This window comes from Rhizobium rosettiformans, from assembly GCF_016806065.1.
GTDB lineage: Bacteria > Pseudomonadota > Alphaproteobacteria > Rhizobiales > Rhizobiaceae > Allorhizobium.
This window is the reverse complement of record NZ_CP032405.1, coordinates 3,469,553-3,491,740: the sequence shown is the minus strand read 5'-3', so window position 1 is coordinate 3,491,740 and position 22,188 is coordinate 3,469,553. Positions and strand designations below refer to the sequence as shown.

The 22,188-nt window shown below is 61.0% G+C and carries 20 protein-coding genes; 7 read left to right on the top strand and 13 right to left on the bottom strand.

Going from position 1 to position 22,188, the window contains the following annotated elements:
- Positions 1-48: 48 nt before the first annotated feature.
- From D4A92_RS17185 to D4A92_RS17140, 10 genes are all read right to left on the bottom strand, one after another.
- Positions 49-315: a YdcH family protein gene (locus D4A92_RS17185; RefSeq protein ID WP_203016034.1), complete on the bottom strand. Its 267-nt coding sequence runs from the start codon at positions 313-315 to the stop codon at positions 49-51.
- 109 nt (positions 316-424) lie between these two features.
- Positions 425-1,063 (bottom strand): SGNH/GDSL hydrolase family protein, encoded by a 639-nt coding sequence (locus D4A92_RS17180; protein ID WP_203016032.1) that lies wholly within the window; start codon positions 1,061-1,063, stop codon positions 425-427.
- A 17-nt stretch (positions 1,064-1,080) separates the two neighbouring features.
- Positions 1,081-2,418 carry a pyruvate dehydrogenase complex dihydrolipoamide acetyltransferase gene (locus D4A92_RS17175; protein WP_203016030.1) on the bottom strand — a complete coding sequence of 446 codons (1,338 nt, stop codon included), beginning with the start codon at positions 2,416-2,418 and terminating at the stop codon, positions 1,081-1,083.
- Positions 2,419-2,430: 12 nt separating this feature from the next.
- Complete coding sequence (locus D4A92_RS17170) at positions 2,431-3,837, bottom strand: pyruvate dehydrogenase complex E1 component subunit beta (RefSeq protein ID WP_203016028.1); 1,407 nt, start codon at positions 3,835-3,837, stop codon at positions 2,431-2,433.
- A gap of 15 nt (positions 3,838-3,852) precedes the next feature.
- Complete coding sequence (pdhA, locus tag D4A92_RS17165) at positions 3,853-4,899, bottom strand: pyruvate dehydrogenase (acetyl-transferring) E1 component subunit alpha (RefSeq protein ID WP_006728405.1); 1,047 nt, start codon at positions 4,897-4,899, stop codon at positions 3,853-3,855.
- Between the two features lie 149 nt (positions 4,900-5,048).
- Complete coding sequence (locus D4A92_RS17160) at positions 5,049-5,366, bottom strand: FtsB family cell division protein (protein ID WP_203016026.1); 318 nt, start codon at positions 5,364-5,366, stop codon at positions 5,049-5,051.
- Between the two features lie 138 nt (positions 5,367-5,504).
- Entirely contained in the window at positions 5,505-6,779 is a 1,275-nt protein-coding gene (eno, locus tag D4A92_RS17155; RefSeq protein WP_203016024.1) for a phosphopyruvate hydratase, read from the bottom strand.
- A 212-nt stretch (positions 6,780-6,991) separates the two neighbouring features.
- The gene (kdsA, locus tag D4A92_RS17150) at positions 6,992-7,840 is read right to left on the bottom strand and encodes a 3-deoxy-8-phosphooctulonate synthase (protein ID WP_203016022.1); all 849 of its coding nucleotides are present in this window, start codon (positions 7,838-7,840) and stop codon (positions 6,992-6,994) included.
- A complete protein-coding gene (locus tag D4A92_RS17145; RefSeq protein ID WP_203016020.1) occupies positions 7,837-8,730 on the bottom strand; it encodes a VOC family protein in 894 nt (297 codons plus the stop codon). The genes kdsA and D4A92_RS17145 overlap by 4 nt, the downstream gene beginning before the upstream one ends.
- A gap of 20 nt (positions 8,731-8,750) precedes the next feature.
- Complete coding sequence (locus D4A92_RS17140; protein WP_203016019.1) at positions 8,751-9,299, bottom strand: DUF1003 domain-containing protein; 549 nt, start codon at positions 9,297-9,299, stop codon at positions 8,751-8,753.
- Between the two features lie 208 nt (positions 9,300-9,507).
- Between D4A92_RS17140 and lexA the strand changes: the two genes are divergently transcribed.
- A complete protein-coding gene (gene lexA, locus D4A92_RS17135; protein ID WP_054148058.1) occupies positions 9,508-10,224 on the top strand; it encodes a transcriptional repressor LexA in 717 nt (238 codons plus the stop codon).
- Here lexA and D4A92_RS17130 read toward each other — a convergent pair.
- A complete protein-coding gene (locus tag D4A92_RS17130; RefSeq protein WP_246753966.1) occupies positions 10,218-12,476 on the bottom strand; it encodes a ComEC/Rec2 family competence protein in 2,259 nt (752 codons plus the stop codon). The two genes, lexA and D4A92_RS17130, sit on opposite strands and share 7 nt — an antisense overlap.
- Before the next feature lie 482 nt (positions 12,477-12,958).
- On the opposite strand from D4A92_RS17130, the gene gltA reads away from it, so the two are divergent.
- From gltA to D4A92_RS17100, 6 genes are all read left to right on the top strand, one after another.
- Positions 12,959-14,248: a citrate synthase gene (gene gltA / locus D4A92_RS17125; protein WP_054148057.1), complete on the top strand. Its 1,290-nt coding sequence runs from the start codon at positions 12,959-12,961 to the stop codon at positions 14,246-14,248.
- A 219-nt stretch (positions 14,249-14,467) separates the two neighbouring features.
- Positions 14,468-16,357: a peptidylprolyl isomerase gene (locus tag D4A92_RS17120; RefSeq protein ID WP_203016015.1), complete on the top strand. Its 1,890-nt coding sequence runs from the start codon at positions 14,468-14,470 to the stop codon at positions 16,355-16,357.
- 25 nt (positions 16,358-16,382) lie between these two features.
- On the top strand, positions 16,383-17,399 hold the full coding sequence (gene trpD, locus D4A92_RS17115) for an anthranilate phosphoribosyltransferase (RefSeq protein ID WP_203016013.1): 1,017 nt from the start codon (positions 16,383-16,385) through the stop codon (positions 17,397-17,399).
- Positions 17,400-17,415: 16 nt separating this feature from the next.
- Complete coding sequence (trpC, locus tag D4A92_RS17110; RefSeq protein ID WP_203016011.1) at positions 17,416-18,231, top strand: indole-3-glycerol phosphate synthase TrpC; 816 nt, start codon at positions 17,416-17,418, stop codon at positions 18,229-18,231.
- Positions 18,228-18,725 carry a cyclic pyranopterin monophosphate synthase MoaC gene (moaC, locus tag D4A92_RS17105; protein WP_203016009.1) on the top strand — a complete coding sequence of 166 codons (498 nt, stop codon included), beginning with the start codon at positions 18,228-18,230 and terminating at the stop codon, positions 18,723-18,725. The genes trpC and moaC overlap by 4 nt, the downstream gene beginning before the upstream one ends.
- Positions 18,725-19,939 carry a molybdopterin molybdotransferase MoeA gene (locus D4A92_RS17100; protein ID WP_203016006.1) on the top strand — a complete coding sequence of 405 codons (1,215 nt, stop codon included), beginning with the start codon at positions 18,725-18,727 and terminating at the stop codon, positions 19,937-19,939. The genes moaC and D4A92_RS17100 overlap by 1 nt, the downstream gene beginning before the upstream one ends.
- Before the next feature lie 12 nt (positions 19,940-19,951).
- On the opposite strand, the gene D4A92_RS17095 is transcribed toward D4A92_RS17100, so the two are convergent.
- Together D4A92_RS17095 and D4A92_RS17090 are read right to left on the bottom strand one after the other, a co-directional pair.
- Positions 19,952-20,392, bottom strand: a complete 441-nt coding sequence (locus D4A92_RS17095) for a hypothetical protein (protein WP_203016004.1) — start codon at positions 20,390-20,392, stop codon at positions 19,952-19,954.
- A gap of 106 nt (positions 20,393-20,498) precedes the next feature.
- Positions 20,499-22,136 carry a CTP synthase gene (locus tag D4A92_RS17090; RefSeq protein WP_281435252.1) on the bottom strand — a complete coding sequence of 546 codons (1,638 nt, stop codon included), beginning with the start codon at positions 22,134-22,136 and terminating at the stop codon, positions 20,499-20,501.
- Between the last annotated feature and the right edge of the window lie 52 nt (positions 22,137-22,188).

The following is a 22,188-nucleotide window of genomic DNA, read 5'->3' as shown; positions in this document are numbered from 1 at the left end:
GAGCCTCCGTTTTCACGGAGGCCCGTTTCGGGACTGGAAGCGAAACCCTCAGGCTGCGGGTGTCTCGGCTTCCGGTTCGTGACGAACCAGCATCCCGTAGATTTCATCCTTGAGCTGCATCCGCTTCTTGCGCATTTCCACGATGTGGAAGTCGTCTGCAGGCTCGATATCGGTTTCGGCGCGATGGATGGCCCGGTTCACCTCGTGATAGGCTTCGAACAATCTCGCGAAATGGCCATCCGTTTCTTTCAGATGACGCATCAGCGCAACGTGTTCCGGGAATTCCACTGCCAGTTCGTGCGGTGTGTTCGACATGATCCCATCTCCTCTGTCGGGGTTGATGGGTTCAAGTTAGACGCAGCGCACAAGACCTCCTTGATTTTGATCAACGCGGCCCGTCAGAGGATGCAGGCCACGGCATTTTTCAAAGTCCGAGCATCATGCGGACGATCGGCTCGAGGCCGCGTCCGATGGCACGGGTGTGTTCAGCGTCGAGATGGATTCCGTCGAGCGGCGTGGTTTCTGCGACCGATCCTGCATCGAAGAAGGCGCATCCGGCCTCGTCCGCCGCGTCGCGATACATGCTGGCCAGCATGGCGCCTTCTTCCACCGAGTGGTTGAACATGGCGCCGAACACCGAATTGGCCGTCTCACGGATTGCAGGTGGCGCAACGATCAAGATCTCCGGCTCTTCGAACTCGAAACCCCAGTCGTGCTTCTGCACCTGCTTGACGAGACGCTTGACGCCACTGGTCGCACCGATGGCCGTGCCCTGAATACCACGCTTGAGGTCATTCGTGCCCAGCATGATGATCACCAGGTCGATCGGCTTGTGCGTCGCGAGAAGCGTCGGCAGCACCTTCGTGCCGTTACGTTCGCAATCGCCCAGATGGTCGTCATAGGCCGTGGTGCGGCCGTTCAGGCCTTCGGCGATGACCCGGACCCCATGGCCGAGCGCCTTCTGCAAGACACTCGTCCAACGGTCTTCGTAGGCATGCCGACCCAGATTTACCGGGTCGTATCCCCATGTCAGGCTGTCGCCATAGGCAAGAACGGTCTTCATCTCAACCGCCCCCCGGATCAGACCAGCATGCCCATCGGATTTTCGATGTAGCGCTTGAAAGCACCGAGCAGTTCGGCACCGAGCGCGCCATCGACGCAACGATGGTCGGTCGAGAGCGTCACGGTCATGACGTTCGCCACCTTCATCTCGCCCTTTTTCACCACGACCCGCTCTTCTCCGGCGCCGACCGCAAGGATCGTTGCATGCGGCGGGTTGACCACGGCCGAGAAGCTCTTCACGCCCATCATGCCCATGTTGGACACGGCAGTCGTACCGCCCTGGTATTCTTCGGGCTTCAGCTTGCGGTCCTTGGCGCGCTTGCCGAGGTCCTTCATCTCGTTGGAGATGGTGGACAGGCTCTTCTCCTCGGCCTTGCGAATGATCGGTGTGATCAGGCCGCCGGGGATCGAGACAGCCACGCCGACATCGGCATGCTTGTGCTTGACCATGTTGGTGTCGGTCCAGGAGACGTTGGCATCCGGCACGTCGCGCAGTGCGAGAGCCAGCGCCTTGATCACCATGTCATTGACCGAGAGCTTGTAGGCCGGCTTGCCGTCCTTTTCAGGTGCAGCAGCATTGAGCTGGGCACGAAGCGCCATAAGGGCATCCAGTTCGCAATCCACGGACACGTAGAAATGCGGAATGGTCTGCTTCGATTCCTGCAGGCGCTTGGCGATCGTCTTGCGCATGCCGTCATGCGGCACGAGCTCGTAGGAGCCTTCGGCGAAGTTCTTGAGAACGGCTTCTTCCGACGCACCCTTGGCCATAACCGGGGAAGGCGCGGCCGTCGAAGCAGCTGCTGCCGGAGCGGCCTTAGCACCACCGGTGCTGACGGCCTTTTCGACGTCGCTCTTGACCACGCGGCCCTTCGGACCTGAACCCGATACGGCCTTCAGGTCGAGACCGGCTTCCTTGGCCAGGCGACGCGCGAGCGGCGAAGCAAAGACGCGCTCACCGGTCGAGGCAGCAGGTGAAGCCGATGCGGCTGCGGGAGCCGGCGCTGCAGCTGGTGCCGCGGCAGGTGCAGGTTCTGCTTCCGCCTTAGGGGCAGTAGCCGCCTCAGCCTTCGGGGCGGGCGAACCGCCACCGGCAGCAGCGGCTGCGACGTCTTCGCCTTCCTCGGCAAGGATCGCGATGAGCGCATTGACCTTCACGGCTTCGGTGCCGGCGGGAACGACGATCTTGGCAACGACGCCCTCATCGACGGCTTCCACTTCCATGGTCGCCTTGTCGGTTTCGATCTCGGCGATGACATCGCCGGACTTGACCTTGTCGCCTTCCTTGACCAGCCACTTGGCCAGATTGCCCTCTTCCATCGTCGGAGACAGGGCCGGCATGGTGATATTGATCGGCATGACCTTGCCCCCTTACTTGTAGCAGACGGTTTTGACCGCCTGAACGACTTCGGCAACGCTCGGCAGCGCCAGCTTTTCAAGGTTGGCCGCATAAGGCATCGGCACATCCTTGCCGGCGATCGTCAGGATCGGCGCATCGAGATAGTCGAAGGCCTGCTGCATGACGCGGGTCGCAATTTCGGTGCCGACGGAGGACTGCGGATAGCCTTCCTCGACGGTCACCAGGCGGCCGGTCTTCTTGACGGATTCGATGACGGTCGGCAGATCCATCGGACGGATGGTTCTGAGGTCGATCAGCTCGACGTCGATGCCTTCCTTCGCCAGTTCCTCGACGGCCTTGACCGAGTAGGTCATACCGATGCCGAAGGAGACGATGGTCGCGTCCTTGCCGGTCTTGTGAATGCGTGCCTTGCCGATCGGCAGGACGAAGTCATCCATCTTCGGCACTTCGAAGGAGTGACCGTAGAGGATTTCGTTTTCCAGGAAGATGACCGGGTTCGGATCGCGGATGGCTGCCTTCAGCAGACCCTTGGCGTCGGCTGCCGTGTAGGGCATGACGACCTTGAGGCCCGGGATCTGGCTGTACCAGGCTGCATAGTCCTGGCTGTGCTGGGCGCCGACGCGAGCCGCTGCACCGTTCGGGCCACGGAAGACGATCGGCGCGCCCATCTGGCCACCGGACATGTAGAGCGTCTTGGCAGCCGAGTTGATGATATGGTCGATCGCCTGCATGGCGAAGTTGAAGGTCATGAACTCGACGATCGGCTTCAGGCCGGCCATTGCCGCACCGACGCCGAGGCCGGCAAAGCCATGCTCAGTGATCGGGGTGTCGACAACGCGCTTGGCGCCGAATTCCTGCAGAAGCCCCTGCGTGATCTTGTAGGCGCCCTGATATTCGGCGACTTCCTCACCCATGATGAAGACATCCGGGTTGGCGCGCATTTCCTCGGCCATGGCTTCGCGCAGCGCTTCACGCACCGTCATCGTCACCATTTCGGTCCCGGCCGGAACGTCCGGATCGGAGGCCACTTCGACCTTTGGAGCGGCCGGAACCTTGTTGTCTGCGGAGGATGCAGGCTCATCTGCAGCGGCGCGAGCCTTGCCGCCAGCGTCACCGGCTTCGGCAGCCGGCGTGTCGGCATCTGACTTGGACGCGGGCATCGCATCTGCACTTTCACCATCCTGAAGCAGAACGGCGATCGGCGTGTTGACCTTGACGTTCTCGGTACCGGCCGCAATCAGCAGCTTTCCGAGCACGCCTTCATCGACGGCTTCCACTTCCATGGTCGCCTTGTCGGTCTCGATCTCGGCGATCACGTCGCCAGACTTTACGGTGTCGCCTTCCTGCTTGATCCACTTGGAAAGCGTGCCTTCTTCCATTGTCGGAGAAAGGGCGGGCATCAAAATTTCGATCGGCATGGGTTCCCTCCCCGATTACAGAAGAATGTCGGTGTAGAGCTCGGAAACATCCGGCTCCGGATCGGCCTGGGCGAAATCGGCACTGTCCGCGACAATGTCGCGCACGTCCTTGTCGATCGCCTTGAGCTGGTCTTCTGAAGCCCAGCCATTCTCGAGGAGACGAGCCTTGACCTGTTCGATCGGATCCTGCTCCGACCGCATCTTCTGCACTTCTTCCTTGGAGCGATACTTCGCCGGGTCGGACATCGAGTGGCCGCGATAGCGATAGGTCAGCATTTCAAGAATGATCGGACCCTTGCCGGAACGGCAATGCTCGAGCGCCTCATCGGCGGCAGCCTTCACCGCGCGCACATCCATACCGTCAACCTGGACGCCGGGGATGCCGAAGCCGGAGCCGCGCAGCGAGTAGTTCGACTGCGCCGTGGCGCGCGCCGTCGACGTGCCCATGGCGTAGCGATTGTTTTCGACGATGTAGATGATCGGCAGCTGCCAGAGGGCAGCCATGTTGAAGCTCTCGTAGACCTGACCCTGGTTTGCAGCCCCGTCGCCGAAATAGGCAACCGCAACATTGTCATTGCCGCGATACTTGTTCGCGAAGGCGAGACCGGTTCCGAGCGAAACCTGCGCGCCCACGATGCCGTGGCCACCATAGAAATGCTTCTCTTTCGAGAACATGTGCATTGAGCCGCCCTTGCCCTTCGACAGGCCGCTGCGGCGACCCGTCAGCTCGGCCATGACGCCGCGCGCGCTGAGGCCCGCTGCCAGCATGTGACCGTGGTCGCGATAGGCGGTGATAACCTGATCACCTTCCTTCTGCGCCATCTGCATGCCGACAACGACCGCTTCCTGGCCGATATAGAGGTGACAGAAGCCGCCGATGAAGCCCATGCCGTAAAGCTGGCCGGCCTTTTCTTCGAAACGGCGGATAAGCAGCATTTCACGATAGGCGTGAAGTTCTTCGTCTGCACCAAATTCAGGCGTGTTTTTTCCGGTGAATTCCTTGCCGGCTGACTTGGCGGAAGACTTCCGACCGTTCGCAGCTGCTGGCTTGCGAGGCGCCATGCATCCCTCCCATGGGTTTATTATGGTCCAAAGTTGGGCACAGAATAGGGAAGAAAGAGCACGGCGGCAATGCCATAAATGCATGGCTATCATTCGCCGCAAGCAACTGTAATGACTAAAAAATTTACGATTAACTGAATTCAGGTTAATCAGAAATAGGTGTTGAAGATTACGATTTCGTCCGGGCGCGACATGTTGAGCTGATAGCGCGCCTTTTCGTCTATGATGTCCTCATCGAGAGAGCCATCACTCAAGAGACTGACATCCTTTTCAAGGACGGTCCGCTGGGCCACGAGCCTATCAAGCTCCGATGCACGCTCTTGCCGGATGCGCTCGAATTCCTGCCCCGCCCTGAGGCCGTAATCACCATGGATGGAATGGTAGCCGAAATAGGACAGGAAAGCGACGGTGATAGCGGGAAGAATGAGACGGCCGTATTTCTTCTTCTTGTGATGCCTGGTCCACATGCCGACAATGCCCTGAAACGCGAAACTTGTCGCAAGAGTAACCGTCAGATCTTAACCGACCGTTGACCCTAATCGCAGTGCAAAAGAAAAAGCCCGCGCCGGGGAACCGGCACGGGCTTCGAAGGAATTCGACCGAGATCAGCCGCGCAGGATCGAGGCGCCGGCGTAGACGGCCTGCGGCCCCAGTTCTTCCTCGATGCGGATCAACTGGTTGTACTTGGCGGTACGGTCGGAGCGGGCCAGCGAGCCGGTCTTGATCTGACCGCAGTTGGTGGCAACCGCGAGATCGGCGATCGTCGAGTCCTCGGTTTCGCCCGAGCGGTGCGACATCACGGCGGTATAGGCCGCGCGGTGGGCGGTCGAGACGGCATCAAGCGTTTCAGACAGCGAACCGATCTGGTTGACCTTCACGAGGATCGAGTTGGCGACACCCATCTTGATGCCGTCGCGCAGACGGGCCGAATTGGTGACAAAGAGATCGTCGCCGACGAGCTGGACCTTCTTGCCGACCTTGTCGGTGAGTGCCTTCCAGCCATCCCAGTCGTCTTCGGCCATACCGTCTTCGATCGAGAAGATCGGGTACTTTGCCGCCAGCTCGGCGAGGTATTCGGCCATGGCTTCCGGCTCAAGCGTACGGCCTTCGCCTTCCAGGACATACTTGCCGTCCTTGAAGAATTCGGTCGAGGCGCAGTCGAGCGCGATGTGCATGTCTTCGCCCGGACGATAGCCGGCCTTTTCGATCGACTTCATGATGAAGTCGAGAGCGGCAGGAGCAGATGCCAGACCCGGGGCGAAACCGCCTTCGTCACCGACATTGGTGTTGTGACCGTCGGCAGCGAGCTGCTTCTTCAGCGTGTGGAAGACTTCCGAACCCATGCGAACAGCGTCGCGGATGGTTTCGGCGCCGACCGGCACGATCATGAATTCCTGGAAGTCGATCGGGTTGTCGGCATGCGCGCCACCATTGATGATGTTCATCATCGGCACCGGCAGGACATGGGCGTTCGGGCCACCAACGTACCGGTAGAGCGGCAGACCGGAGGACTGAGCGGCAGCCTTGGCAACGGCGAGCGAAACGCCGAGGATGGCGTTGGCGCCCAGGCGGGCCTTGTTCGGCGTGCCGTCGAGCTGGATCATCAGATTGTCGATCTGGATCTGGTTCTCGGCATCGTGACCACCGATCGCGTCATAGATCTCGCCGTTGACGGCTTCGACCGCCTTTTCGACGCCCTTGCCGAGATAGCGCGAGCCACCGTCACGCAGCTCGACGGCTTCATGCGCGCCGGTCGATGCGCCCGAGGGAACCGCAGCGCGGCCCATGCTGCCATCTTCGAGATAGACGTCGACTTCGACGGTCGGGTTGCCACGGCTGTCGAGAATTTCGCGGCCGATGATGTCGGTGATGGCGGTCATGTTCGCTCCCTGTAGACGGAAATTGGACAAGGCTCCGAAGGCCGATCACCGGGCATAAGCCGCTGGACCCGCCTGTGAGTCATCCTCTCTTATCCGATGATCGGGAAAATACAATGACGGATCAGGGGCGGAAGGGACGAAATCTAATCGATTTAAACGGCAATTGCCTGCGGCGCTTCCGGTTCAACCGATTGAAGCGCCGCGGGAAGCTTTCAAGATGACTTGGCAATATCGTCGAAGGCGATGAGTTTTTCGAGCAGCCGACGCATGTCGGTGATCTTCACCATGTTCGGGCCATCCGACGGGGCGTTGTCCGGATCCTGATGGGTCTCGATGAAGAGGCCACCGACACCGACAGCAACAGCCGCACGGGCAAGCGTCTCGACAAATTCCCGCTGACCGCCGGTGGAGCCGCCCTGTCCGCCAGGCTGCTGCACCGAGTGCGTGGCATCAAAGACGACGGGCGCGCCCATCGCCGCCATGATCGGCAGCGAGCGCATGTCGGAGACCAGCGTGTTGTAGCCGAAGGAGGCCCCGCGCTCGCAGAGCATGACGTTCGGATTGCCGGAACCGGTGATCTTGTTCAGGACATTCTTCATGTCCCAGGGCGCCAGGAACTGGCCCTTCTTGACGTTGATCGCGCAACCGGTCTTCGCCGCAGCCACCAGAAGGTCTGTCTGGCGGCAAAGAAAGGCTGGGATCTGCAGGACGTCGACAGTCGGGGCAACGGCGGCGCACTGCTCTTCCGTATGGATGTCGGTGAGGACCGGTACGCCGAATTCCTTCTTGATGTCCGCGAAGACTTCCATCGCCGTTTCCAGGCCAATGCCGCGCTCGGCGGACAGCGAGGTCCGGTTCGCCTTGTCGAAGGACGACTTGTAGACGAGGCCGAGGCCGAGTTCGCGGCAAAGCTCGACGAGCTGGCCGGCAATCATGAAGGCATGGTCGCGGCTTTCCATCTGGCAGGGACCGGCAATCAGGGCAAAACGGCCTTTCTGGGAAAAGACGGCCTTAGCCGGACCTTCGCCGACGACGACTTCCGAATTGGGAGAAACGCTCATTTCAACTCCTCGAAGGCAAAGGTCACCCCCTGCCCCTTTTCCGGCGCGACGACGAGGCGCGCGCCCGTTTTTTGATAGCTGACGCCCTTAGCAGCGAGGCAGGCTTCTGTCACGCCGAGATCATCAACCGCAATAACCACGGCCGCCCCGACGAGCCCCCTTTCCGAGACCAGCAATTCCTGGCCGAAGTGGAGCCGGAAACCCTCCGGTGTCAGCACGTCGACGGCGACGTTGGCGGTCTGAATCGAGAGCCCGAAGGAATGGGCGGTGACATCCCGCTGATCAACAACCGTTTCCAGGAGATATTGGAAGTCGCTCGGGTTCTCTTCGACCAGCACTACGCGCCGGAGCCCTGTCGCGCCGTTGGCATGCACAAGCAGGGAATCCCGATCGGTCGGAAGCGGGTTGATGCGCTGGCAGGCGAAGGCGAAGAAATCGGGCGCACGGAGATCTGCTGCAAAGGCGAGTCGGAAAGCCCCCTCCGCGGTTTGGCCATCCGGAAAACGAAACTGGCGCGCGAAATCGAGCACAGAGCCAGCGCTCATCCCGTCCTCGCGGTAGGCCGCATCGTCCGCCAATGCATCTTCCGTCTTCACGACGATGGCGGAGAGCCCCTCGACGCGCCGAAAGCGGAAGGCCTGATCGCGAGCGACAAAGACATTGCCCGTGCGCGCAGCCTCCAGACAGTCTTCCCGACTACCGACGGCCAGCGGCTCCAAATAGGTGTCATCGGCGAAGAAAACGCAGGCATTCTCGGTGCCGAAAGGGTGGCGGGCATCCGCCGCGACGGTGAATCCGAGGTGAGTGAGCCGCTCGCGGGCGGTTTCGAGATCGGTGATCGGCAATACGAGATGATCGATAGCGCGGGGTGAGGAAATGGAATTGGACATGTTTGCTCTCGGTTTCTGCATCAATTCTGAGAATTGGACGCCTGAATGGAAAGGCCTTCGACCGCCTGCCGCAAGGCATCGATCTGCTCGCGGGTTTCGCGCAGTTCCTTTAACACCTGCTCGTCGATCTTGTGATGCAGGGCCAAGACTTCGATCTCCGCCTTGAGATTGATCTCGTAGTCCTTCGCCGCCATGAAGCGATCGCGCTCCGCCTGCCGGTTCTGGCTCATCATGATGATCGGCGCCTGGACGGCGGCAAGCATCGACAGGATCAAGTTCAGGAAGATGAACGGATAGGGATCGAGCGCACCTGTTGCAAGAATCACCGTGTTGAGGATGACCCAGGCGACCAAAAACAGCATGAAGCCGATGATGAATCCCCAGGAGCCGCCGACCCGTGCAATGCCGTCTGCGAGCCGCTGACCGAAGGTCGCATGGGCCAAAAAGTCCTCGCCGGCATTGGTCGACACCGTGCGGCGCTCCCGCGCCCGCTTCAGCACCTTTTGCTCTGCTGACGAAAGATCAGATGACAACTTCCCCAGAACGAGTTTCTCAATATCCTTCAACATATACAGCACCCTCGAAGGCGGTTTTGCCCGATCCCGGACCAGATCTGCACTCAGCACTGCAGCACGTCAAAATCGGACGGTTTCAATACCCTTGCAGGCGGCTATCGCATTTTCTCACCGGCTCTTCACGAAAATTTATACCCTTGCGGAACACAACTGGAACATATAGTGTCTGTTCTGTATTTGTTTCACTCCGAGGGCACCGCATATGCTGACGCGCAAGCAACAGGAACTGCTTCTCTTCATCCATGAACGGATGAAGGAATCGGGTGTCCCGCCGTCCTTCGACGAGATGAAGGATGCGCTGGACCTCGCATCGAAATCCGGGATCCACCGCCTGATCACTGCGCTCGAGGAGCGCGGCTTCATCCGACGCTTGCCGAACCGGGCGCGTGCCTTGGAGGTCATCAAGCTTCCGGAAGCCTATTCGCCGAGCATCCAGCCGCGCCGCGGCTTTGCACCGAGCGTGATCGAGGGCAGTCTCGGCAAGACGCCACCGGCGCCAGCGCTGACCAAGCCGCCGGTCGAGGACAACGGTTCGTCTGTCTCCGTGCCGGTCATGGGCCGGATTGCAGCCGGTGTGCCGATTTCAGCGATTCAGAACAACACTCATGACATCACGGTACCGGCTGAGATGATCGGCGCGGGCGATCACTATGCACTTGAGGTCAAGGGCGATTCGATGATCGAGGCCGGTATTCTTGACGGCGATACGGTCATCATCCGCAATGCCTCTAACGCCAATCCCGGTGACATCATCGTGGCGCTCGTCGACGACGAGGAGGCGACACTCAAACGCTTCCGCCGCCGCGGTGCATCGATTGCACTGGAAGCCGCCAATCCGGCATACGAAACCCGCATCTTCCCTCCGGATCGCGTGAAGATCCAGGGCAAGCTGGTGGGCCTCATTCGCCGCTATCACTGATCAGCATCGGTCTCCAGCTTTGGTCGGACAGTGCCAGTTGGACCCGCAAATTCATGCGTGCTTTCGGAAGAGGCTGTTCGCCAGTCGTAGAGACGGTGCGCCGTCCATGGCCTGGAGGGTCCGTCGAGCGCGGACCTGACCGTCATGGCTTGCGAGGTGGCGGCTAGGCCCGCGATCTCGAGGGAGCCGGTTGCGCGCTGGCTCGCCTCCGAAATCAGGAGCGCGCCAGAGCGGCAGGCTTTGACGCGTGTGCGCGCCGACAGAACGACGATATCAGCGCGGTCGCAGGCTGTTCCGATGAGATCCGGGCGTTCCAGCGTCAGCAGCGTGTTGCCGTTCTCCAGTCTGATGGCACAGGCCTGCTTGACACAGGTGAACTGTTCTCTGCCGGCGGCCTTGAGTAGGCTGTCAAATACAGCCTCTGCCAGTTTGCTCTGCTCCTCCGACAGGGTTTGCCCAGTACGCCGGTCTGGCGCCGGTGGCAGGGGTACCGTGTCGAGCATGACCGGATGCCTTGGCTCATCGATACCGAGCACCGGCCGCCATTGATCGAAGATGAAGGCTGCCGGGCGGGCTCGGTTGATGGCAATGATGGACGTGTCGCCACTTGCCACCCGAATCGCGACCAACCGTGCGTCCTCGCTGACCATCAGTTCGCCACCCGGGGAACGTGGAGCAAGGAAGGCAGCAGCGAGCGTTGCGACGATGAGAGCCGTGCCGACATGCCTGATCGGGGTTCTGAGGAGCATCAGCAAGAGCATGCCGGCGATTGCGCCGGGCATGAACCATGATGGCAGACGCGGGAAGACGTAGCCGCCGCCCCAGCCGGAGACGGTGTGAGCGACAATGAGCACCATTTCCAGGCCCTTACCCATGATCCAGAAGAATGGGCCGTCGAGGCCAAATGGCATGAGCAGCATGGCAATGAAGCCGGACGGCATCACGACCAGCGAGATCAGCGGCATGGCGGCGAGGTTTGCCTCGAGTCCATGGGTCGACAGCCGGTGAAAATGGCTGATGGCAAAGACGGCGGTCGAGACCCCGCCGATGAACGATGTCGCCAGGGTGCCGCCGACGAACTTGGCAAACCCGGCAGCAATCCGCATGGCAAGCGAGCGGGCACGAGGCAGGATCGCGCGCGGTCGCGCCCGCCACCCCGCGTAACCGGCAATCAGGGCTGCAGTCGCCGCGAAAGACATCTGGAAACTAGGCCCCATCACCGTCGAGGGCTGGACCGCGAGGATCGCGGTTGCCGCAAGTGCCAGATTGTGGAGGCTGACAGCCGGGCGGTCGAAGAGGACGGCTCCGAGCATGACCGCCGTCATCAGATAGGCCCGCAACGCGGTGACTTGGTAGCCGGATATAAGCACATAGCCGGTCGTCGCCAGAAGCGCGCCGGCGGCTGCGATCTTCTTCACCGGATAACGGTGGGCAAAAGTCGGCATGAGGCTCAGAAGCCCTCGCAATCCGACGAAGAAAATGCCGGCGGCAAGCGCCATGTTGAGGCCCGAGATCGCGGTGATATGGGCGAGGCCCGAGACGCGCAGCGCCTCCGTCGCCTCTTCCGACATCGATCTGCGTTCGCCGGTAATGATCGCAGCAGCGAAGGCGCCGGGATCTCCGGGCAGTATGCTGCGAATGCGGCTTGAAATGCGATCCCGGAGCGAGAACAGGGACGCGTCGAAGCGATCCCACAGACCTTTCTCCGCCAATGAAGCGGAGGTTTTGGCCTGGGGCGGACCGAGGAAGAAGCCGACAGCGCCGATGCCGGCGAAGTAGCTTTGGAAGCTAAAGTCGTTCAATCCCGGCAAAGCCGGACCTGAAGGTGGTGAGAGACGGGCGCGACCGCTCAATTGCTCGCCGATGGCAGCTGGCACATGCTTGCTTCGGGCCAGAAGGGACACGCGTGCCGGCGACCGTCGGATGCTCGGCTCTGCGGTCTGGATCACGCGCAACACGTAACGCCATTCACCGCCCGCCCCCTCCTCCCGTCGCTCGACAAGCCCGGTGACCGTGGTGACAAGTGGCTGATCAAGGATCACGGTGGACGCTCGCCTTGTCTCCCATTCGGCCATCAGCATGCCGAGAAGGATCAGGCACAAACTCCACAGGACCACATGCGCCACGGTGTCGCGTATCGCCCGCGAAAGCGCGAAAGCCAGGCAAGCAAGGAGCAGTCCGAGGACCAAGGCCGGCGGTGGTTGGCCAACGGAAAACCAGATTGCAGCACCGGCGCCGAGCCAGACGGGCACGAAGAGGAAAAAATGCCCGTGCCGACTTTCGTCTGAGACGTCCTGTCGAACCTGCCTGAGAATGCGATGCAAAACAGCGCGAGCGGCGACAGCACGGCCGATCGTCGATAAACCGGGTGTTGCGCGTTTTTCGAGTGGTCGAGGCAAGTCTCGCCGGACCAGTACATCACCGGACCGGAGGCGCCCTTCCCCCTGAATTTCCGCAGTTTCTCCCATCAGCCACACCCGGCCGGATCGCCCCCATATGCCGACAGAATAAGCGAAATCCGTCAGCAATCAATGCGTGCAACGAATCGTGTTTTTGCCGCCTATTCGGGCTTCAAACGATTAGAACCGTTCGGTTCGATTGTTGCTGTTTTCGCGACGCACAATTTGCCCTTTGGATAGCTTGGCATTAACTTCGGTATCATATAGCTACATCACACGCTTAACCGATGGCGGCTTTTTTCAAGACGCCTTCCCGCCAATTCCGGAGGATCAGCATGACGGACAAAAGCGCTTCTTTGAAACTCGGTGACAAGACGGTCGACCTGAGCGTCAAGGCCGGCACGATCGGCCCTGACGTCATCGACATCGGCGCCCTTTACAAGCACACGGGCACGTTCACCTACGATCCGGGCTTCACGTCCACGGCATCCTGCGAGTCCAAGATCACCTATATCGACGGGGACGAAGGCACGCTTCTGCATCGCGGCTACCCGATCGAACAGCTTGCTGAAAAGGGCGACTTCCTCGAGGTCTGCTACCTGCTGCTCTACGGCGAATTGCCGACGGCTGCGCAGAAGAAGGACTTCGACTATCGCGTTACGCACCACACCATGGTGCATGAGCAGATGAGCAAGTTCTTCTCCGGCTATCGCCGTGACGCCCATCCGATGGCGGTCATGGTCGGCACGGTCGGCGCGCTCTCCGCCTTCTACCACGACTCGACCGACATCACCGATCCGCATCAGCGCATGGTCGCTTCGCTGCGCATGATCGCCAAGATGCCGACGATCGCGGCCATGGCCTACAAGTATCACGTCGGCCAGCCCTTCGTTTACCCGAAGAACGATCTCGATTATGCGTCTAACTTCCTGCGCATGTGCTTTGCCGTGCCCTGCGAAGAGTACCAGGTGAACCCGGTTCTGGCGCGCGCCATGGACCGCATTTTCATCCTCCATGCCGATCACGAGCAGAACGCCTCGACCTCGACCGTGCGTCTCGCCGGCTCTTCAGGCGCCAATCCGTTCGCCTGCATCGCGGCCGGCATCGCGTGCCTTTGGGGCCCTGCCCATGGCGGCGCCAACGAGGCTGCCTTGAACATGTTGCAGGAAATCGGCTCGGTTGACCGCATTCCGGAATATATCGCCAAGGCCAAGGACAAGAACGATCCGTTCCGTCTGATGGGCTTCGGCCACCGGGTCTACAAGAACTACGACCCGCGCGCCAAGATCATGCAGAAGACCATGTACGAAGTCCTCGAAGCGACAGGCCATGCCGATGATCCGCTGATGAAGGTAGCACTCGAGCTCGAAAAGATCGCGCTCAACGACCCCTACTTCATCGACAAGAAGCTCTACCCGAACGTCGACTTCTATTCGGGCATCACGCTGCGTGCGCTCGGCTTCCCGACGACCATGTTCACCGTTCTTTTCGCGCTCGCGCGCACCGTCGGCTGGATCGCGCAGTGGAACGAGATGATCGAGGATCCGCAGCAGCGCATCGGTCGTCCGCGTCAGCTCTATACCGGTGAGCCGAAGCGCGATTACAAGGCGCTCTCGGAGCGCTGAGACTTTCTTCCATCTTCGAGTATCGAGAAGGCCGGCTTTGTCCGGCCTTCTTTCGTTCTGCGCGGGCCGACTGCGTCCCTTATCGAAGGCAGCGATCAAACTCCCCGTGATGGTCGCGCATTTCGCCGTCCGATGCCTTCAATTCCACGGAGCTTTGTTCTAAGGAAGTCAACCTGCTTCGTCCCCGACGAAGATTTACAATGAGGTTTATGCGTCCCGATGCTCGTCTTCTTGAGAAAAGCTTCCCGAACCCTGTTCGCCAAGATCTTGCTTCTGCTGCTCGTCCTGTCCTTTGGCGTCTGGGGCGTTTCAGCTTCGCTATTCAGCAACACGTCAGACACTGTCGTTGCGGTTGGCGATCAAAGCGTCTCTTCGGCCGACTTCGCCTTTGCCTATCAGCGCCAGGTCGCCGACATGAGCAACCGGTTCGGGATGCAGCTCACAACCGAACAGGCCCGCGCCTTCGGCATCGAATCCCAGGTGTTCTCGCAGCTTGCCGCCGGTGCTGCCCTCGACCAGCTGGCTGCTGACATGAACCTCGGTCTTTCCCAGGATCGGCTTGCGCAGCTGATTGCCGATGATCCGGCTTTCAAGAACTCTGCCGGCAACTTCGATCGCGCACTGTTTTCCTCCCGTCTGCGCAATGCCGGTCTTCGCGAAGACGACTATATCGAGGAACGCTCGAAGGTCGCCATCCGCAGCCAGATCGTTGACGCCACAGCCGACGGCTTCGTTGCGCCGAAGGTGCTGATCGACGCGATCAAGGCCTATCGCTACGAAAACCGCGACATCAACTACATCCTGCTCACCAATGCCAATATCGAGCTCATCAAGGCACCCGATGATGCGACCCTGGCAGCGTGGTTCGAGACGACGAAATCCGGTTACCGCGCACCGGAATATCGCAGCTTCAACTATGTGAAGCTGGAACCCTCCGACATTGCCGATAAGGCCTCCATCACCGACGAACAGATCCGTGAAGACTACGAGCGCCGCAAGTCCTCCTACGAGATTGCCGGGACACGCACGATCGAGCAGTTGAGCTTCGAAAACCGCGAAATGGCGGAAGCAGCGGTTGAAGAACTGCAGAAGGGCACGAGCTTCGACCAGCTCGTCACCGATCAGGGCAAGACCGCCAGTGACGTGCTGCTCGGCGACTTCACCCGCGACCGCCTGCCTGATCCGGCCCTTGCCGCGGCAGCCTTTGCCGTGACTGCCGAAGGCGGCACCACCGATGTCGTCGACGGCGCTCTCGGCCCGGTCATCCTGCGCGTCACCAACATCAAGGAAGGCCGCACCCAGAGCCTCGACGAGGTGAAGGAAGAGATCCGCGAAGCGCTGGCCGAGCAGGCGGCGATCGCCGATCTCACATCGGTCCACGACCAGTTCGAAGATCTGCGGGCCGGTGGCTCGACACTCAAGGAAGCGGCCGACCAGTTGAGGCTCCAGACTGTGACTGTCACCGATATCGACCGCCGCGGGCTCGACAGTCGCGAAACGGAAGTTGCCGGCATTCCTGAACGGGACAAACTGCTCGCAGACGTCTTCCGCACCGAAATCGGTATCGAGGCCTTGCCGGTCACCATGGGCAATAACGGTTTCATCTGGTTCGATGTCACCGACATCAAGGCCGAGCGCGATCGCGAACTGGCCGAAGTGCGTGAAAAGGCGATTGCCGACTGGACCGCAGAACAGCAGCGCATAGCACTCGGTGCGAAGGCGGAGAGCCTGCGCCAGCGCGTCGCAGACGGTGGCACTCTGGAAGAAGTCGCCGCCGAACTGGGCCTTGCGGTCGAAAGCAAGGCCGGCATCACCCGCCGTACTGAAGATGCGGTTCTCGGCCCGACGGCGGTGACCGCCGCGTTCTCCGGCCCGCAGGGCATCGTGGTGACTGCGTCCGGCGGTGATCCTTCGACGCAGATCCTGCTGACGGTCACGGCCGTCCGTGACCAGCCTACCGGCGGCGTGCCGCTCAATGAAGATGAGCAGATCGCTCAGGTCGCGAACTCCGCAGGCGACGACATCCTCGACCAGATGGTCGGTCAACTGCAGTCGGAATATGGCGTGACGATCAATCAGGCGCTGGCCCAGCAGGCCATCGTCCGATAAGCATCGGCCAGAGGGGGAGTTGAGAATGTCCGGGTTGAAGCCCTTCATCGCCAAGATCGCCACGCGCCAGCCGCTTTCGCGGCAGGAAGCGAGCGACGCCTTCGAAATCCTGATGTCGGGCGAAGCCAGCATGGCGCAGGTCGGCGGCTTCCTGATGGGGCTTCGGGTCCGCGGCGAAACCGTTGACGAGATTGCCGGGGCCGTGTCGATCATGCGCCAGAAGATGGTGCCGGTCGATGCTCCCGAAGATGCCATCGACATCGTCGGCACGGGCGGTGACGGGACGAATACCTATAACATCTCGACGCTGGCAGCCCTGATCGTAGCCGGAGCCGGCGTGCCCGTTGCCAAGCACGGCAACCGGGCGCTGAGCTCGAAGTCGGGCACGGCCGATGCGCTATCGCAGCTCGGTGTCAAACTCGACATCGAGCCGGACATGATCTCGCGCTGCATCCGCGAGGCAGGGATCGGCTTCATGTTCGCGCAGCTGCATCATCCGGCCATGCGCCATGTGGGCCCCGCCCGCGTCGAACTCGGGGCGCGGACCATCTTCAACATCGTCGGTCCGCTTTCCAGCCCTGCCCGCGTCAAGAAGCAGCTGTTCGGCGTATATTCGCCGGAATGGCTCGTTCCCGGGGCGGAAGCCTTGCGCGATCTCGGCCTTACCAGTGCTTGGGTCGTACATGGCAGTGGGCTGGACGAAATCACCACGACAGGACCGAGCCAGGTGGCAGAGCTGAAGGACGGCGAAATCCGGACCTTCGAGCTGACACCGGACGATTTTGGCGTGGAGACCGTTTCTCTCGACGCGATCAGGGGTGGTGATGGCACCGTCAACGCAACCGCTTTGCGGGACGTACTGGGTGGCGCCAAGACCGCCTATCGCGACGTGGCCCTCTGCAACGCCGCTGCCTCGCTGATCGTGTCCGGCAAGGCCAAGGACGTGACCGAGGGCATGCATCTCGCCAGCCAGTCGCTGGACACCGGCAGTGCAGCCCGGGCACTCGACACGCTGATCGCCATTTCCAATTCTGCCGCTTGAGGGTAATCTTCAAACCATGACCGATATCCTGAAGCGCATCGAAACCTACAAGCGGGAAGAAATCGCGGCCGCCAAGGCTGCCGTCTCGCTGTCGGAACTCAAGGACCGGATCGCGAGCCAAGACGTGCCGCGCGGCTTTTACCGTTCGCTTCTCAGCGCCCGGGACGAAGGCCGGTTCGGGCTCATTGCCGAGATCAAGAAGGCGAGCCCCTCCAAGGGGCTCATCCGTCCGGATTTCGATCCGCCGGCACTCGCGGCCGCCTATGAGGCCGGTGGGGCCGCCTGCCTCTCTGTACTCACGGATACACCGAGCTTTCAAGGGGCGCCCGAATACCTGACGGCCGCTCGCAAGGCCTGCTCCCTGCCGGCGCTGCGTAAGGACTTCATGTTCGACGCCTATCAGGTCTACGAGGCCCGCGCCTGGGGTGGCGACTGCATCCTGCTGATCATGGCCTCGCTGTCTGATACAGAGGCCTCGGAACTGGAAAACGTCGCCTTCGACCTCGGCATGGATGTATTGATCGAAGTGCACGATGCCGAGGAAATGGAGCGGGCGCTGAAGCTCAAGTCGCCCCTCGTCGGCATCAACAACCGCAATCTGCGGACCTTCGACGTCAGCCTCACGGTCAGCGAAGATCTCGCGGCCATGGTTCCGGCCGATCGCCTCTTGGTCGGTGAGAGCGGCATCTTCACCTATGAAGACTGCCAGCGGCTGCAGAAATCGGGCATCACAACTTTCCTCGTCGGCGAGAGCCTGATGCGCAAGGACGATGTCGCTGAGGCGACCCGCCTGCTTTTGACCGGCAAGACCGGCGCGCTGGCTGCGGAATGACTTCCGGGTCCAGCGGTCTGACGCATATCGGCGCCTCCGGCGAGGCGCATATGGTGGATGTCTCGGCCAAGGATGACACGGTTCGCATTGCGGTCGCCGAAGGCTTCGTGAAGATGAAGCCGGAGACGCTTTCCACGATACGCGAGGGCAATGCCAAGAAGGGCGATGTGATCGGCACCGCCCGCATTGCCGGCATCATGGCGGCCAAACAGACGAGCAATCTCATTCCGCTGTGTCACCCGCTGATGCTGTCCAAGGTGACTGTCGATATCGAGGAGGACCCGGATCTGCCGGGGCTGCGCGTCGCGGCGACCGTCAAGCTAACCGGCAAGACCGGCGTCGAGATGGAGGCGTTGACGGCCGTCTCTGTCACCTGCCTGACGATCTACGACATGGCCAAGGCCGTGGACAAGACGATGGAAATCGGTGGGATCCGCGTGATGGAGAAGAGTGGCGGCAAATCGGGCGATTTCTGCCACCCGGAGCGCGGCTGATGTCGCTGCTGCCGGTCGACGACGCCCTTGCAAGGCTGCTTGCCGCGGCCCATCCGGTCACCGATGTCGAAGAAGTCTCGCTTCACGAGGCCAACGGGCGCATCCTCGCGACGAATCTGCTCGCCCGCCTCACACAGCCTCCTTTCAATGCCTCCGCCATGGATGGCTATGCTCTGCGTGCAGCCGATGCGGCAGAGGTCGGCAGTATCCTCACGGTCATTGGCGAATCGGCGGCCGGCCATGGTTTTGGCGGAACGGTAGGACCTGGCGAGACGGTGCGGATCTTCACCGGTGCGCCCGTTCCGGATGGAGCCGACAGCATCCTCTTGCAGGAGGATGCCGAAACGCTTGGCGATAACAGAATCCGCACTACCTTTGCCGTCACAGTCGGACGACACATTCGACCGCGCGGGCAGGATTTCGTCGAAGGCGATGTCGCGCTGTCTGCGGGGTTGCACATGGACTTCAGCCACCTGACGCTGGCCGCCGCGATGAACCATGCGACACTGCCCGTCTATCGCCGCCCGCGGATTGCGATCCTTGCGACGGGCGACGAACTACTGCCGCCCGGACAAACGCCTGGACCCAGCCAGATCATCGGTTCGAACAGCTTCGGGATCGCCGCACTGGCGCGCGAGAATGGCGCCGAGGTGATTGACCTTGGCATCGTGCCTGATGATCGGGACTTGTTGCGAAAAGCCGTAGATCAGGCAGGCGCACTGGGCGTCGACGTGCTCGTCACGCTCGGGGGCGCATCCGTCGGCGACCATGACCTGGTGCAATCGACGCTGGTTTCCGCCGGCATGGAACTCGACTTCTGGCGGATTGCCATGCGGCCAGGCAAGCCGCTGATGGTAGGCCATCTCGAAAACATGCATGTGCTCGGACTTCCGGGCAACCCGGTGTCGAGCCTCGTCTGCGGCCTTCTCTTTCTTGAGCCTCTGCTGTGCAAGCTTGGTCACAGGAAGCCACGCCGACGCATGGCGCAAGCCCGACTGCAGGCCGCCCTGCCCGCCAATGACAAACGGCAGGATTATGTACGCGCAAAGCTGACGGAACAGGACGACGGTATCCCGCTGGTCGAAAGCTTCGGCAAGCAGGATTCGTCGATGATGCGAATTTTCTCGCAATCCGATTGCCTGATCGTCAGGCCGCCCCATGCCCCGGCGGCCGAGGCAGGAGATACCGTGCCAGTGATGCTTCTACGCCTCTGAAGGATCGTGAGATCAGACCCCAGTCGCGGTCGTCTTGCCTTCCTCGGCTGTGGTATCTTCCATTCCATATTGCCGTTTGATCAAGGCTGCGATTTCCTCTTCGACAGCCTTGCGATCCTCCTCCGGCATCTCGGCGAGCATCTCTTCCGTCAGGCCGTGCTCCTCCAAATAGAGGTCACGGATCCGTTCGGCCGGCGTTTTGGCGCTTTCCTCCAGGAATTCGGCACGCAAATCATTTCGCTTCATGGCAGCCTCTGCGGCGTCCTTGCTGGAATACACACCCGTCTGGAGTTGCCAGAGGTTCGAGGCAAGGCCTGAGGCCGATTGATCTCGCTCCAGGGTGCGTTGTGCGGTTGTTTGGGACCCGGCCGCTGTGGTCGGCAGTTGTTCCTGGGCAGGCTTGCTACGGGTGGTGTAGGTCGGCACATAAAGCCCTGTGTCTGAAATGCGCATAGCGAACTCCTTCTCGACCTGAAGTAGACGTTGTTCCTTGCGCAGGCCTTGAACGAAAAAAACCCGGCACTAGGCCGGGTTTCTCAAACACTATCGAAGGCAAAGGTCAGACGAGGCGGCTCTGCTCGAGGGCCGCACCGATGAAGCTTGCGAAGAGCGGATGCGGGTCGAGCGGGCGTGACTTCAGTTCCGGATGGTACTGAACACCAATGAACCACGGATGGTCAGGATATTCGACGGTTTCCGGCAGAAGGCCGTCCGGCGACATGCCCGAGAAGACCAGACCGCAGGCTTCCAGCCGGTCCTTGTAGTCGACATTGACTTCGTAGCGGTGGCGATGGCGCTCAGAGATGTCGGTCGAGCCATAGATCTCGGAGATCTTGGTGCCCTTCTTCAGCGAGGCCTTGTAGGCGCCGAGACGCATCGTGCCACCGAGGTCGCCGACAGCCGAACGCTTTTCAAGCTCGTTGCCCTTCATCCATTCGGTCATAAGGCCAACGACCGGCTCTTCGGTCTTGCCGAATTCGGTCGAAGACGCGTTCTCGATGCCAGCGAGATGACGCGCCGCTTCGACGACGGCCATCTGCATGCCGAAGCAGATGCCGAAATAAGGCACCTTGCGCTCTCGGGCGAACTGAGCCGCGAGGATCTTGCCTTCCGAACCGCGCTCGCCGAAGCCGCCGGGCACCAAGATGCCGTTGACCTTTTCGAGCCATGGCGACGGATCTTCCTTTTCGAAGATTTCCGACTCGATCCATTCGAGCTTCACCTTCACCCGGTTGGCGATGCCACCGTGATAAAGCGCCTCAATCAGCGACTTATAGGCGTCCTTGAGGCCGGTGTACTTGCCGACGATTGCAATCGTCACTTCGCCTTCCGGTGTGCGGATGCGATTGCAGACCTCTTCCCAGGCATCCAGACGTGGCTTCGGGGCCGGCTCGATACCGAAGGCCGCCAGAACCTCGTTGTCGAGGCCTTCCTTGTGATAGGCCATCGGCACGTCATAGATGTTGGCGACATCGAGAGCCTGGATCACGGCGCTTTCACGCACGTTGCAGAACAGCGAGAGCTTGCGGCGCTCGGCCTGCGGGATCTCGCGGTCGGCACGTACCAGCAGAATGTCCGGATGGATACCGAGCGCCTGCAGTTCCTTGACGGAGTGCTGGGTCGGCTTGGTCTTCAACTCGCCGGCCGCCGGGATATAGGGCATCAGGGTCAGGTGCACATAGACGGCCGTGCCGCGCGGCAGGTCGTTGCCGAGCTGGCGGATCGCTTCCATGAAGGGCATGGCTTCGATGTCGCCGACGGTGCCACCGATCTCGCAGATGACGAAATCGTATTCGTCATTGCCTTCAATGACGAAATCCTTGATCTCGTTGGTGACGTGCGGAATGACCTGAACGGTTGCGCCGAGATAATCGCCGCGGCGTTCCTTGTCGATGATGTTCTTGTAAATGCGACCGGTGGTGATGTTGTCGGTCTTGGTGGCCGACCGCCCCGTGAAGCGTTCATAGTGACCGAGATCAAGGTCGGTCTCGGCGCCGTCGTCGGTGACGAAGACTTCGCCGTGTTGAGTCGGGCTCATGGTGCCCGGGTCAACGTTGAGATAAGGGTCCAGCTTGCGCAAACGTACGCGGTAACCGCGTGCCTGCAACAATGCTCCGAGTGCCGCGGCCGCAATTCCTTTGCCAAGAGAGGAAACCACGCCGCCAGTGATGAATACATATCGCGCCATGGGCTTCACCGGATACCGTTTCAGATTCGATTCCGCCAGCCCTAATCGGGTTTGTCCCACA